This is a genomic window from Paraburkholderia sp. HD33-4 (assembly GCF_021390635.1).
Lineage (GTDB): Bacteria > Pseudomonadota > Gammaproteobacteria > Burkholderiales > Burkholderiaceae > Paraburkholderia.
Map to the genome: position 1 here is coordinate 172,353 of NZ_JAJEJS010000001.1, position 14,007 is coordinate 186,359.

The window sequence follows — 14,007 nt, forward strand, 5'->3', positions numbered from 1 at the left end:
GCCGTGCCGAGACAGGGTTTTCCCCTGAAACGATGCTTGAAACGATGCTTAAAGAGACAGGTAAGACGAGCGAAAAAGATGTGCGCGAAGTCGCTAAGCGTCGACGCTGATTGAAAACAAATCAGCGCGTCTACGCCATACCCGATGCGAACGGCATTTGATGACAAACCCGGCTTCCGCCGGGTTTGTCGTTTTTGGTTTCCGTGCGCTGGCTCATTTCGGTACACCGTAGCGAGCCACAGTCCGGGGGCGATCCACTTGGATCAATAGGATTAACCGGGAGTGAGCCATGTGATAGAATTGAGCTATCATCTCAAATGATCCATATAAGACCATGCGCAAACTCTACTACGGACGAATTTCCACCACGGACGGCCAGTCCTCCGCGAGCCAATTAGAGGACGCTAGAGCCCACGGCGTAGACAGGAAGGACATTTTCATAGACGAGGGCGTGAGCGGCTACCACGTGGCCCCCGATGCCCGCGAGCAGTGGCGCAAAGCCGAACACGATCTGCGGCACGGCGGCGTTCTCATCGTGCGCTGGCTCGACCGTATTAGCCGTCGCTATGACGAACTGCACGCGACCATGCGCCGGTTAATGGAACTGGGTGTGCGTGTTGAATGCACGCTCAACGGGATGACCTTCGACGGAAAGGCCAAAGACCCGATCGAGAAAGCCACGCGCGACGCGATTCTGGCGTTCATGGCCGCGCAGGGAGAAGCCGACTATATAAATCGCGCCGAGATGCAGCGGCGCGGTGTGGCAATCGCGAAAGCCGAAGGAAAGTACAAGGGGCGCACACGCTCACACGACTACGCGGCGATCAAGGCATGGCGAGCGGAGCGCGGCGCGAGCATTCGGGAAACCGCTGAAAAGTTCGGCGTTGGAACGGCTACAGTCAAGAGAGCCTGCTCCGAAGGCACGAAAGACGCATAAAGAGGGGCGCTACGCCGTTGCAGAAGCAACAGCAATTCGTTGTTGAACTCGCTCACGAATTTGTTGATAGACAGGAACATCGATACCTTCTGCGACCTCCAACGAGACGCAGAGCGCAAAGTCTACAGGCTCGGTCAATGGCCCGGCGTCGGCCAAACAGTTTACCCGCAGTACCAAGTCCTGATCGGCAACAATCGGGACCGCGCCCCCACCTTCAAATATCTCAAGTTGAAGCGTTCCCAGCCGGGCTTGTCGAGCCTCTACGTCTCAGCGGATCGTCGGGTAGATCGACCCATAGCCGAGCAGTTCGGTAGTGGGAATGACGTGGATTCACCGGAGACAGCCATGCGAGGGTCACGGTCAGCCGTCTCATTACCACGCGCGCGTTTAGTGCTTCCCGAAGCGGAACGCGAAACTCCAATGCCTCTTCGTTGCGCAGTTGGCCTGCCCCCAAGAGGGTCGCGCGCTGTTCGGTGCATGTCAGCGCACGGACAATATCTGCTGTGCCGTAACCGATGTAGCGACTTACCAAGCGCCTCTGCGCGTGCCAATGGTCAACGTCCGGCCGGGCTCTAAGTATGGGATTCCCGAGATCATGCCAGCGAGCCCCGTGCGCAAGAAGAGCCTTGATCAAAACGGCATCGAAGCGCGACGGCAGCGCGGTTGCGTCGGCTGCACGTAACTGCTCAATAATCGAAGTCGAGTCGGCAACGTTCAACCGTGATGTGTGAGATACGTTGCGGCGGCACCGAGGAATGACCCGATCAACGCGCCCACCGCGCTGAATATAGGTATCCACCACCGCTTATCCTTCTCGTGTTCGAGTGCGCGGCTATGCAAATTCACGGCGGTATCGATCAACGTTTTGATGTCCGACGCTGTAAGCGGATTACGCGAAAGTCTGTCGCCGCGCGGACCGTGCAATATCTCTTTAGCTTCGTCGGCCGTTACTGCGCGTTCCTGATCAACGTCATAGCGCTTAGCAAACTGTCGACGCCACACGAGCGATGCCCGTTCGCGTGCTGAATCCAATCGAAAGAACTCGGGATGCTCAATGAATATTCTTTTCCACTTGTCAGCTTGCGATTTGTCGGCAGCGATTCGATCGGACCAGTCCTCGAAACTTGTCTTGTAGAATTTATACGTTGCCATGACTTGGATAGCGGCGATCACATCACCAAGCCTGTTAGGTTCCGAAAGGTAGGGAGACTGCGGCGCGCGCGTGCTCCGTTTAAATTGGTTCAGCGTGAGGACCATGTTGTCTTTGCGATGACGATAGCTCAATAAAAGTGGGCGACGCTTGACCAGACCAACCGAGATAGTGCGGACCTCCCGAGAACGAGGACGGGACCACGCGCGAATCGCGATCGTAATCATCGACGCGGAGGTTGCGGGCGGTACAGAGGGAATTCAGTCGCCAAGCCATAACGACAGTTCCATGCACGCACGAGCAGCGCGATTAGCTTAAGCCTACTGGACGACTGATTGCACGACGCTGCGCTGTGCGATGCGCGCTTGGGGCAGGAATTCCGAAGACACTAGAAAGTCGTGCACACCCGGCGACGCGCTCGCTCGCTTACTAATAGTATTTAACGACAGTCATCGTTGCGACATCCGCTAGAACCAGCATAAATGCGGTAGCCATGTAGATCGCTTCACCATATCGACCCGGCACCATCGGCAAGTCGGTAGTACGAGCGTAGGAACGCAACACGACGCGAATCTCGAGTGGCGGGCGCGAGGTGGATCCTGATCGCGCTTCGCCCCGATGGTCTCCAATTGCATACCACTGTAGCTCGTCGCTTAATTCCTCGAATAATGCATTCCCGCGACGCCTTAGCGAATCACGCATCACCAATACAATGAAAATGCAAAGTGCTGCGGCAATACTGAAAAATAGAGATAGTCGCGCGAAAGCGAAATCAAGAAAAAAAGCCTTTCCGCTCAGATTCATAAGCGTCAGCAACAAAAGAAGCGCCATTAAACCGACTGCGTAAAGGCCAAGGATTCGCATCTTTCTGGAAATGGAGTCTAATTGCCATATAGAATTACTCAAATGGCGAGACCCCGGTCCCAGGTCGAAAACGGCTTCTCTATCTGGTGGCTCGGACTCAACCATTTAGACTTCCTTTTCCGACGGACTGCAGCAGAGTGTTAAGAAGCTGTCCTCTCGCGCGTTCGCGATTTTTATCATCAAATTCACCGGAAAGTCGACCTTCGCCGTAAAATTTGTGGAAAACAGACGAATACTCCACAACAGCGGGAGCCATTGCGCTAAGTGATCCCAAGCGCTGGTAATAATCTCCCGACTGATAATGTGAAAAAACTTCCTCCTTTTTATGCCACCACAAATCTGCTTTGGTGACAATGGTGATTGCCCAATCGATTTGTTCGCGGTCCCCGAGCAGCTCTACCCATTCTGCTAGAGCCGAAACCTCTAACTTTCTATGAGCATCGAGATACGCTTCGTCGACAATCCCTTGATCATTCACGACGTCTTTTTCTGGCGTCCTGTGTTCGTGATAACCATACGCAACGACATTAATTACGCCAGTTATCTTTTTTGCCATCGCTTCTCGGATCGCCTTTTTTCGCAAAGGAGCCTTGCCGAGTTCCCCGGGCGTATCAAGAAAAATAAAAGGCTCCTTGGCGATTTTAATTTTGTGCTTTTGAGCAAACTCAGTACGATTCATGTGATCGATTGCAGCGGGGGTAAGCGTCGTAAGGGACTGCAGGAAATTCGTTTTTCCTACGCCCGTGCTACCTAGTACAAGGATGTTGTGCTTGTGTTTGAACGCACTGAGCGCTTGGTCCAGCCATCCTTCTTTCTTAGCCAATTTTAAGAAATCAACCGCGACCTTCGCTTCAGCAACCCCGATCCCGCTCATATAGTTTCCTCGTTAACTCTTTTTCCCCGGTCGTTCGATGTTCGCCGAACGCCATCGTTCGGAGCACCTATCACCCATGGGACAGATTCTCCGGCCAGCTAGATTATAGGCATCTCACGTTGGAATCGCTGCTGTCTCTGAGTCAGTCGCGCACAATCCGCCCGGTCCGCGGGAGAACGGCGAGGCTCCACATCCGTCAGATGGGAAGGTATCGCAGCGTGACTAGTTGCGGCGAATCCGTCAAACGGTGATGACAGCACGGCTACCATGCCTGCACAGCACGGGGGCAATTTTGGGGGCAACTCGAAAAATCAAAGCTAGTTGATCCTTGTCTGTAAAGCTTTCTCGTCTAGAGTTTGGTTGTCCTCCTCACCAGATTCTTCAAACCAAAAACCGGCCACGCTCCGGTTTCTGGGTTTTTCCTAATCGACAAACGCTCATCGTCATTACCCCCGATGCATGCGTTGACCGTATCCGTCAGCGTAACCCGTTAGCGGAGGAAGGCTCGGTGATCGGCATCGATGGGGTTAAAGGTCGACGATACGCCGCAGCTCGAAAAAATATGCAGAACCCCTGTTCTGCCAGCATTTAAATGCGCAACGAATCCCCTCCCTTTCACTTCAATTTCAATCTGTTCCCATTCAGCATCAAGTCCGGTGCGCGCGGGGGCTGCGTTTCACCCACCCCAATGTTTTATTCACCCGCCCGAACCGCCCACGGTTGATGTAGGCTTACCCAACCACATCCTGACCTTCGCTTCACACCCCAACGACCATCCTCCAGACGCACACCCCCAACACCTCCCTCCCCCGTATGCCACCCCCGGACGACCCCACCACCCGCGACCTCCGCGCCGCCCTAAGCGACCTCGCCGGCGCCCGCGACTGGATGGCGTCCATCTGCGGCCCGCACGGCCTGCAAGTCAGCCACCCGGAACGCCTGCGTTTCCATCAATCCGGCACCGTCCTACGCGCGATGGCAACAACAATCGGCTACGTCGAATACGGCACCGACGTAACGGTCGCGGTGAACGAAAACAGTCCACTGAACTGCTACAGCGTGAGCCTCCCGATGGTCGGCGAACAGGAACTCGCCGCACACGGAAAACGGTGGCTATCGGATCAGGACTGCGGCCTCATCGTCAGTCCGCAAGAATCGCAGGACCTCACGATCACCGGCAACTGCCGCAAGTTGCACGTAGCGATCCCTCGCTCCGCGCTTCAACAGGTGCTACAGACGATGCTGCAACGCCCCGTCGAAGCCCCACTCGTATTCCAGCCCGACATGGACGCAGCCGCCGGCGACCAGGCCTCATGGTGGCGCATGGTCAAATTCCTGGCCGGCGAAATGGAGCGTTCCGGACCATCGCTGGGCCAACTCTACATGTCCAGCGAATTTGAACTAACGTTGCTCAAGGGCCTACTGCTGTCGCAGCCGCATAACTACTCGGAGCAGCTAGCCAACGCGTCCGCGCCGACGCCACCGCATTACCTGACCCGCGCGCGCCAGTTCATTCACGACAACGCCCGCGAGCCGATCACGCTCGAAGACATCGAGCGCGCCTCCGGTGTGTCGCGCTTCAAACTGTTCGAAGGTTTCCGTCAATATTTCGGCTGCGCGCCGATCGGATATCTGAAGCGCTACCGGCTCGAATCCGCACGGCGCGATATTCTCGAAGACCGCTCGGTGCGCAATATTTCGTCGGTGGCGCTGGGCTGGGGGATGTCGCATCTTGGCCGCTTCTCGACCGAATACAAGGCACTGTTCGGCGAGTCGCCGTCCGAAACGCTGAAGCGCGCGGCGCGGCGTTAGATCCTCGAAAGAAGCACCCGCGAACAAAAAAAGTCCCGTCCCATCGCTCGCGCGACGAAACGGGACGAACAGAGACCTGCCAGCGAAGCACGCTTTATCGGGCGTTGCTTTCGCCGAACTTCTCGTAAAACAACCGGTAGTCCTGAATACCCTGCTCGGTGAGCCAGGTCTTGATCGCCTCGACCATCGGCGGCGGTCCGCACACGTACATGTCGAAGCCGTTCGATTCGAGAAACGAGCGGTCGAAATGCTCGGGAATCAGCCCGATCTTGCCCGACCATTCCGGCGCCGGATTCATCACGACCGTCTCGACCGCGAATCCTTCGATGCTCGCCCTGTAACCGTTGATGCGCTCGGTCTCGCACAGATCGGCCGCATTCGTGACGCCGTAGTACAGACGCACCGGATGCGCGACATTGCGTTTCGCCGAGATGTCGTCGAGCATGCCGAGGAAGGCGGAGAGTCCGGTGCCACCCGCGACCATCACGAGCGGACGCTCGACCTGGCGCAGATAGAACGCGCCGAGCGGCGCCTCGAACTCGACCGTGTCGCCGACCTTGCAACGTTCGCGCAGGTAGTTGCTCATCACGCCGTCGGGCAGCAGACGGATCAGGAATTGCAGCTCGTTGCGCGCGTTCGGATGATTCGCGAACGAGTACGAGCGCCAGTCTTCGGTGCCCGGCACTTTCACGCGCGCATACTGGCCCGGCAGAAAATCCAGCTGACGTGCATGTGCGCTCGCATTGACACGCAGGATCGCGGTCGTCGCCGACACCAGATCGACGCCGACCACGCTCGCGGACACGGTGCTCGTGCCGGCACCTTCACACAGCGTCGAGTCGAAGTCGAAGTAGAACGACGCATCCGACTTCACTCGCGTCTGGCACGACAGGATCTTGCGCTGCGCGAGGTCTTCTTCACTGAGCGTTTCTTCGTCGACGTAATCGAGCTCGTAGTCGCCCGATTCGCAGCGCCCCTGGCAGGTGCCGCACACGCCTTCGCGGCAGTCGAGCGGAATGTTCACGCCGTTCTTCAGCGCCGCGTCGAGCAGCAGCTCGTTCGGGCTCACATCGAAGAACGCGGTCTTGCCATCGGCAAAGTTCAACGCGACTTTATGTTTCATCGTCGTGCTCCCGGCTTACAGATGGTAGAAATCCAGCACCGCGTTGATGTGGTCGTTCAGCAGCAGCACGTGCTTGCGCGTGATCTTCCAGCTATCGCCCGACGCTTGCAGGTCGTACACCGCGCGGCCGTAGAAGTAGTCGGTCGAGCCGTGGCGCGTGTACAGCGTCGACCAGTTCACGTTCGCTTCGACGCTCGCATCTTCGCGCTCGGTCAGACGCACGTTGCTGATCTGATGCATCGTGCGCGGCAGCGGCGTCGACGCGGCCGACTTGCCGGTGCGCAGACGGAACACGCGGTCTTCGAGACCGGCGCGATCCGAGTAGTAAATCAGCGACATGCCTTGCTTCGGATCGGTCGTGTACACGTGCTCCGAGTCCCACTGCGGCACATGAAACACGCTCTGCGGATCGAACAGCTCGAGGTATTCGTCCCATTGCTGCTTGTCGCACAGATCGGCCTTCAGATACAAAAACTGCTCGACGGAGTGTTGGAGTTGGCTCATGCCTGCTCTCCCTGCGATTCGATGGATTTGTCGAGACCCTTGAGGATCGTGTCGCGCCAGTTGCCGTGCTGGTTCACGTAAAGCCCTTCGTGGGTCAGCTCGGTGCCGGTCAGATTCGGCGCGATGCCGAGCAGCGTGGTGTTCGCGGTCGCGCCGCTCGCCCACTTGTGATGCCCGCGCGAGATGTCGCTCCAGCGTTCGAGGCGCGCCTGGAAGCCGCGTTGCTGCTCGCGGAACTCGACGAGGTCGTCGGGCGTGCCCATGCCGGACACATTGAAGAAGTCTTCGAACTGACGGATTCGGTTCTCGCGATCCTTCGCCGACTCGCCCTTCACGCCGATGCACTGGCTGATGATCTCGGTCTTGTTCCACGCGACCGGCCGCACGATGCGCAGCTGCGAGCTGATCTGGTCCATGAAGAACAGGCTCGGGTAGACGTTCAGGTTGCGCAGCCGGTGCATCATCCATTCGGCCTTGTCCTGACCATAGGCTTCGACGAGCCGCGGCATCACGCTGTCATAACCGGGACGCACCTGAGGATTCGGCATGTCGCTGAACAGCACGCTGTGGCCGTTTTTGAACGCGAACCAGCCGTCGTCGGTTTCGCTGTCGCCGGCGCCGAGCTTGCTGTAGTCGAGCGTGCCGCTCGCGCTGTCACCGTTCTCGTCTTTCTTCGCGTTCGACTCGTGACGGTGCTGCACGGTCGCCACGTAGTTGTAGTGCACGGTGCTCACGTGATAGCCGTCGAGACCGTTTTCGTTCTGCAGCTTCCAGTTGCCGTCGAACGTGTAGGTCGACTTGCCGGGCAGCACTTCGAGTTCGCCGGTCGGCGACTGCGCGACCATCATGTCGAAGAAGATGCGCGCGTCGCCGAGATAGTCTTCGAGCGTGTCGGTGCCGTCGACGTCGAGGCTCACGAACACGAAGCCTTTGTAGCTCGCGATGCGCGCTTTCTTCAGGCCGCGCACCGACTTGTCGAAGTCGTCGCAGTATTCGCCGGGCGCCTTCACCTTCACGAGGCGGCCGTCGTTCTTGTAGCACCACGCATGGAACGGACACGTGAAGGTCGACTGGTTGCCCTTGGTCATCCGCGTGAGCGTCGCGCCGCGGTGCTGGCACGCGTTGATCATCGCGTTCAGGTTGCCGGCGCTGTCGCGCGAGATGATCAGCGGCTGTCGGCCCGCGCGCATCGTCACGAAATCGTTCTTGTTGGCGATTTCGCTTTCGTGGCAAGCATAGATCCAGGCCTTCTCGAAGATATGCTCCATCTCGAGCGAGAACAGCTCGGGCTCGGTGAACATTTCGCGGGCAATCCGGTACACACCTTCCGCCGGGCGGAAGTCCAGACAGCCGCTAACGAATTCGCGCCATTCCGAGGCGCTGCGTTTCTCGCTCATGATGTGTCTCTCTCCTTGTGTCCAATCGTTTGAACGTGACAGGCTCGATTGAATACCCAAGTGGCGAGGCCAACTATCCAGCCAATATGCATTTGCTATCCGAATAATTGGGGCCGGCTGGATAATCTGGCGATCGGGCGCAGACGCCCGCCGGACGGGGCTTCTGGCGCGCCGTTTTTGCCCGAAGGGGCAAAAACCTGTGCTTGCAAACGTTTGCAGGGCCGCCATGTCTGCTACGCTACCGTCTCGATGGTCGCGTCTTTGACGGTTATTGCCGGATCGCGGCCGCTTCTTCACGCGCGACGTTCCGCGCATGTCAGAACCCAAAACGCATGGTGACGCGCCGACCGAACAACGTGATTGCGATCAGCGTCTTGCTGGCGGGGGCGATCCTCGCGATCGCCGTGTCGCTGCTCGCACAGATGCGCGAAGACGCATTGCGGCGCGCGCAGGACTCCGTCGGCAACATATCCCTGCTGGTCGAGCGCGACGTGTCGCGCAATCTCGAGATCTACGACCTGTCGCTGCGCGCGGTGATCGACGGACTGAAGCAGCCCGGCGTGCTCGATCTGCCGCCGGAGATCCGCCAGATGGTGCTGTTCGACGGCTCGATCAGCGCCAAGGACATGGGCTCGGTATTCGTGCTCGACGAGAACGGCAATGTGCGTTTCGATTCACGCTCGTGGCCGCCGCGCGCCAGTAACCATGCCGAGCGCGATTACTTCAAGGCGCAGCGCGCGGCTCCCGACGTCGGCCTCTACATCGGCCATCCGTTCAGCCCGAACGGCACAGACGAGGACCTGCGCATCGCGCTGAGCCGGCGCATTTCGAAGCCGGACGGCAGCTTCGGCGGGGTGGTGGTCGGCACGCTGCGCCTCACGTATTTCCATCGGTTGTTCGACGGCATGAAGCTCGGGCCGAGCGGCTCGATGGCGTTGATGCTCAGCGACGGCACGATGTTGATGCGCCGTCCTTACGATTCGAAAACGATCGGCATCAATCTGACCGGCACGGCCAATTACTCGCGCTTCGTCAAACAGCCGAGCGGCGACTTCTTCGGTACCGCGGCGATCGATCGCGTCGAGCGCTGGTACGCGTTCCGCCATATCGACGTCTATCCGCTGATCCTCGACGTCGCGCTATCGACGCGCGACATCTACGTCGAATGGCGGCGTCGCGCATGGATCATCGGCACGCTGATCGGCGCGCTCGACGTGACGATCATCGCGCTCGCAATCCTGTTCTCACGTCAGTTGCGCCTGCGCCGCGCGGCCGAGGACGAGTTGCGCGAACTGGCGCGCACCGACGGGCTGACCGGCCTGAACAACCGCCGCGCGTTCGAGGAGCACGTGAGCGAAGAATGGCGACGCGCGCAGCGCAACGGCTGGCCGCTGTCGCTGCTGCTGATCGACGTCGACAACTTCAAGGGCTTCAACGACCTGTACGGCCATCCGGCCGGCGACGAAGCGCTGATCGGCGTCGCGCGCTGCATCGCGCAGAACGTGCGGCGCCCGGGCGACACGGCCGCGCGCTTCGGCGGCGAGGAGTTCGCGGTGCTGCTGCCGGACACCGATACGGCGGGCGCGCAGCGGATCGCCGAGCAGATCCGCGCGGCGGTGCAGGCACTGCAATGCCGCCATGTGGCGAGCGCGCATCACGTGCTGACTGTGAGCGCGGGAACTGCGACCGCGCAGGGCACGGCGATCGCGACGAGCCGCGCGCTCGTCGACGCCGCCGACGAAGCGCTGTATCACGCGAAAGATGCCGGCCGTAATCGGGTGATGGCGTTTGGACAGACCACGGACAACGCCTCGCGGGACGGCGCCGCGGTCACGCCGGACACGGACGCGCGCGGCGCGAATTGACACGCCCCGGGGGTGCGCTTTTCGGCGCGCTTCGGGGCCTGCCCCATAGTCCGCTTCATACCCGGTTTCATAGCCCGCTTCACAACCCGCTTCACAACCCGCTTCACAACCCCGCTTCCAGCGCTCATTTGCTGGGCCCCTTGCCAGCCCGCTTGCCAGCCCTTATTGCTCTCCGTAAACTCGCGCGTAACTCTGCCGGACCCACGCCGCAGCGCGTGATCGGCATACACCAAGCCGCACATACCACGCCGACCCTGAGGAGAATCCCCGCGATGGCCGCATCCTATTTCCCCCGCTGGCGCCGCCAGCCTGCCGCCGCCGAGGGCGGCATCGTCGGCATCGATGAACGGCTCGCCTGGCCGCAGATGTTCGCGATGGGCATCCAGCACGTCGTCGCGATGTTCGGCTCGACCGTGCTCGCGCCGTTGCTGATGGGCTTCGATCCGAACCTGTGCATCTTCATGTCGGGGATCGGCACCTTGCTGTTCTTCGTGCTCGTCGGCGGGCGCGTGCCGAGCTATCTCGGTTCGAGCTTCGCGTTCATCGGCCTCGTGATCGCGGTGACCGGCTACGGCGGACACGGCGCGAACCCGAACATTCCGGTCGCGTTGGGCGGCATCATCGCGTGCGGCGTCGCGTATGGGGTGATCGGCCTGATCGTGTCGGTGGTCGGCACGGCCTGGATCGAAACGCTGATGCCGCCGGTCGTGACCGGCGCGATCGTCTGCGTGATCGGTTTGAACCTCGCGCCGATCGCCGTGCATGGCGTGAGCGGCAGCAATTTCGAGTCGTGGATGGCGCTCGTCACGGTGCTGTGCGTCGGCGCGGTCGCGGTGTTCACGCGCGGCATGCTGCAGCGTCTGCTGATCCTGGTCGGCCTGCTGCTCGCCTACGTGATTTACGCGATCCTCACGAACGGCCTGGGTATGGGCAAGCCGATCGATTTTTCGATCGTCGCGAATGCCGCGTGGTTCGGCTTGCCGCAGTTCATGTCGCCGGTGTTCGACCCTCACGCGATGACGCTGCTCGCGCCGATCGCGGTGATCCTCGTCGCCGAAAACCTCGGCCACATCAAGGCCGTCAGCGCGATGACGGGCCAGAACCTCGACCGCTACATCGGCCGCGCGTTTCTCGGCGATGCGCTCGCGACGATCGTGTCCGGCTTCGCGGGCGGCACTGGCGTCACCACGTACGCGGAGAACATCGGCGTGATGGCGGTCACGAAGATCTATTCGACGCTGGTGTTCGTGATCGCCGCGTTGATCGCGCTCGTGCTCGGCTTCTCGCCGAAGTTCGGCGCGGTGATCCAGACGATTCCGGGACCGGTGCTGGGCGGCGTGTCGATCGTCGTGTTCGGGCTGATCGCGGTGACGGGCGCGCGCATCTGGGTCGTCAACAAGGTCGACTTCTCCGACAACCGCAATCTGATCGTCGCGGCCGTCACGCTCGTGCTCGGCGCCGGCGACTTCTCGCTGAAGCTCGGCGGCTTCGGGCTCGGCGGCATCGGCACCGCGACGTTCGGCGCGATCATCCTGTACGCGCTGTTGAGAAGAAAGCCGACGCAAGGGCCGGTGGCCTGAGCTTTTTCTACCGGCACCGGCGTTTCCAGCGCCGGTGCCGTTGTCAATGCAGTAGCCCCTACCTCTTGCGCGCGGTCAGCGCCGTCTCCGACAGATCCACCTCACGCATCAGCTTGTTCATCGTCTCGTCGTTGATGCGCTGGGTGTCGCGCAAATCGAGCAGCGTCTTGCGCTCGGCACGCATCGCCGCGAGCTTCATGCGGAATTCGAGCGCATCGGCGCTGCGCGCGAGTTCGCGGGGTGCCTGTTCGTCGTCGAGTGTCGCGAGGCGGCGGCGGTACAGGCCCATCACGCGCGCGGTCACATCGGTCGCATAGGCCTGCGCCGATTCCTCGAGGTCCGCGCACTCGGTGTCGTGCAGATGATCGATCGCGCGAATCGCCGACTGCGCGGCGAGCGTACGCGCGAGCGCTTCTTCGGCCGCATGCGGGTCCTTGCCGCGCCGCCAGCCGCGCAGCAGCAGCGGCAACGCGGCCACCGCCACCAGCAGCGACAGCAGAATCACGCCCGACGCGATGAAGATCGCGAGATCGCGTCCCGGCAGCGGCGTGCCGTTCGGCAGCACCTCAGGCAGCGACAGCACGCCCGCGAGCGTCACCGCGCCGCGCACGCCGGCCACCGTCGTCACCGATGCCATGCGCAACCCCGGCACTGCGTTCGCGACGCCGTGCTTCGTCGCGCGGCGGCTCGCGAACCAGCGCAGCAGCCACACCCACGCGAAGCGCATCGCGTACAACGCGATCGCCACCGCAACGATATAGCCGATCAGCAGCGCGACCTGCGCGTCGTTGGTTTCGTGCGCGTCGAGCAATGCGCGGCCGAGGATGTGCGGAAACTGCAGGCCGAGCATGATGAACACCATGCCGTTGAACACGAACTCGATCATCGTCCACGTGCTCGACGCGCGCACGCGCGAGGCGACCTGCCATTTCTCCGCGATGCTCGCGTAGTTCATCATCATGCCGGCGGAGACCGCGGCGAGAATGCCCGACAGCTCGAAGCGCTCGGCGGTCAGATAGGCGGCGAATGGAATCAGCAGCGTCATCACGACGCCGGGCGCGGGGTCGCCCTCCTCGGAGACATTCAGGAAGCGCGCGGACACGAAGCTGAACACCGCGCTCACCGCCGCGCCCACCGCGAGGCCGCCCACCGCGATGATCACGAAGCTCACCGACGCTGCACGCAGCGAGAACGCGCCGGTCAGCGCGGCGGCGATCGCGAACTTCAGCGCGACGAGTCCCGACGCGTCGTTCATCAGCGCCTCGCCTTCGAGGATGTGCATCAGCTGCCCGGGAATCTTGCCCTTACCGGCGATGCCGGACAGCGCGACCGCATCGGTCGGCGACAGCACCGCGGCGAGCGCGAACGCGACCGGCAGCGAGATCTGCGGCACCAGCGCGTGCACGAAGTGGCCGACCACCAGCACCGTCATGAACACGAGGCCGAGCGCGAGCATCAGGATCGCGCGGCGCGCCATGAAGAACTCGCGCTTCGGGATGCGCCAGCCATCCGCGAATAGCAGCGGCGGAATGAATAGCAGCATGAAGATTTCCGGATCGAACGCGACGTGCAAGTCGAGGCGCGGCCACGCGAGCATCGCGCCGATCGCGATCTGCACGAGCGGCAGCGGCAGCTTGACCGGCAGCGCGCGGGTCAGCACGCCGGACGCGGCGACGGCGAGCAGTAGGATCAGGACGGTAAAGACAATTTCCATCGTGTGTTCCGGGCGGATGAAAGAGGGTGTCCCGGGGAGGGGCGCGATGCGCAGGGTCGAGTGTAGCCCGGCCGCGCGAGCAGTTGCCGCGAGCATCGCAGCGACGCCGCTTGCGAATGCGCGCACCGCAACGGTGCGCGCTACGCCCACGGGCGGCGCACGCGCACTGTCGCCGGTGCAATCTTTC

Annotated in this window: 11 protein-coding genes; 4 read left to right on the top strand and 7 right to left on the bottom strand. The window is 61.1% G+C overall.

Features of this window, described 5'->3' with window-relative positions:
- Positions 1-334 precede the first annotated feature (334 nt).
- Positions 335-937: a recombinase family protein gene (locus L0U84_RS00805; protein WP_233846354.1), complete on the top strand. Its 603-nt coding sequence runs from the start codon at positions 335-337 to the stop codon at positions 935-937.
- Positions 938-1,651: 714 nt separating this feature from the next.
- Here the strand turns inward: L0U84_RS00805 and L0U84_RS00810 are convergent.
- The 3 genes from L0U84_RS00810 to L0U84_RS00820 all read right to left on the bottom strand — a co-directional run bounded on the left by L0U84_RS00810 (position 1,652) and on the right by L0U84_RS00820 (position 3,825).
- On the bottom strand, positions 1,652-2,314 hold the full coding sequence (locus tag L0U84_RS00810) for a hypothetical protein (protein WP_233846356.1): 663 nt from the start codon (positions 2,312-2,314) through the stop codon (positions 1,652-1,654).
- Between the two features lie 202 nt (positions 2,315-2,516).
- On the bottom strand, positions 2,517-3,056 hold the full coding sequence (locus L0U84_RS00815) for a hypothetical protein (RefSeq protein ID WP_233846358.1): 540 nt from the start codon (positions 3,054-3,056) through the stop codon (positions 2,517-2,519).
- Positions 3,049-3,825, bottom strand: coding sequence for a GTPase domain-containing protein (locus tag L0U84_RS00820; protein WP_233846360.1), 777 nt, complete (start codon positions 3,823-3,825; stop codon positions 3,049-3,051). Before L0U84_RS00820 ends, L0U84_RS00815 begins: the two co-directional genes overlap by 8 nt.
- A gap of 888 nt (positions 3,826-4,713) precedes the next feature.
- On the opposite strand from L0U84_RS00820, the gene L0U84_RS00825 reads away from it, so the two are divergent.
- Positions 4,714-5,637 carry an AraC family transcriptional regulator gene (locus L0U84_RS00825; RefSeq protein ID WP_233846362.1) on the top strand — a complete coding sequence of 308 codons (924 nt, stop codon included), beginning with the start codon at positions 4,714-4,716 and terminating at the stop codon, positions 5,635-5,637.
- A gap of 94 nt (positions 5,638-5,731) precedes the next feature.
- On the opposite strand, the gene antC is transcribed toward L0U84_RS00825, so the two are convergent.
- Genes antC through antA form a run of 3 tightly spaced genes read right to left on the bottom strand, consistent with a single transcriptional unit; the run spans position 5,732 to position 8,661 of the window.
- Entirely contained in the window at positions 5,732-6,760 is a 1,029-nt protein-coding gene (gene antC / locus L0U84_RS00830; protein WP_233846364.1) for an anthranilate 1,2-dioxygenase electron transfer component AntC, read from the bottom strand.
- 15 nt (positions 6,761-6,775) lie between these two features.
- Positions 6,776-7,264, bottom strand: coding sequence for an anthranilate 1,2-dioxygenase small subunit (gene antB, locus L0U84_RS00835; RefSeq protein ID WP_233846372.1), 489 nt, complete (start codon positions 7,262-7,264; stop codon positions 6,776-6,778).
- Entirely contained in the window at positions 7,261-8,661 is a 1,401-nt protein-coding gene (gene antA / locus L0U84_RS00840; RefSeq protein WP_233846374.1) for an anthranilate 1,2-dioxygenase large subunit, read from the bottom strand. Before antA ends, antB begins: the two co-directional genes overlap by 4 nt.
- Positions 8,662-8,993: 332 nt before the next feature.
- On the opposite strand from antA, the gene L0U84_RS00845 reads away from it, so the two are divergent.
- Both L0U84_RS00845 and L0U84_RS00850 read left to right on the top strand, forming a co-directional pair.
- On the top strand, positions 8,994-10,526 hold the full coding sequence (locus L0U84_RS00845; protein ID WP_233846376.1) for a sensor domain-containing diguanylate cyclase: 1,533 nt from the start codon (positions 8,994-8,996) through the stop codon (positions 10,524-10,526).
- Positions 10,527-10,798: 272 nt separating this feature from the next.
- The gene (locus tag L0U84_RS00850; protein WP_233846378.1) at positions 10,799-12,106 is read left to right on the top strand and encodes a solute carrier family 23 protein; all 1,308 of its coding nucleotides are present in this window, start codon (positions 10,799-10,801) and stop codon (positions 12,104-12,106) included.
- A gap of 58 nt (positions 12,107-12,164) precedes the next feature.
- Here L0U84_RS00850 and L0U84_RS00855 read toward each other — a convergent pair whose 3' ends face one another.
- Entirely contained in the window at positions 12,165-13,820 is a 1,656-nt protein-coding gene (locus L0U84_RS00855) for a Na+/H+ antiporter (RefSeq protein WP_233846380.1), read from the bottom strand.
- Between the last annotated feature and the right edge of the window lie 187 nt (positions 13,821-14,007).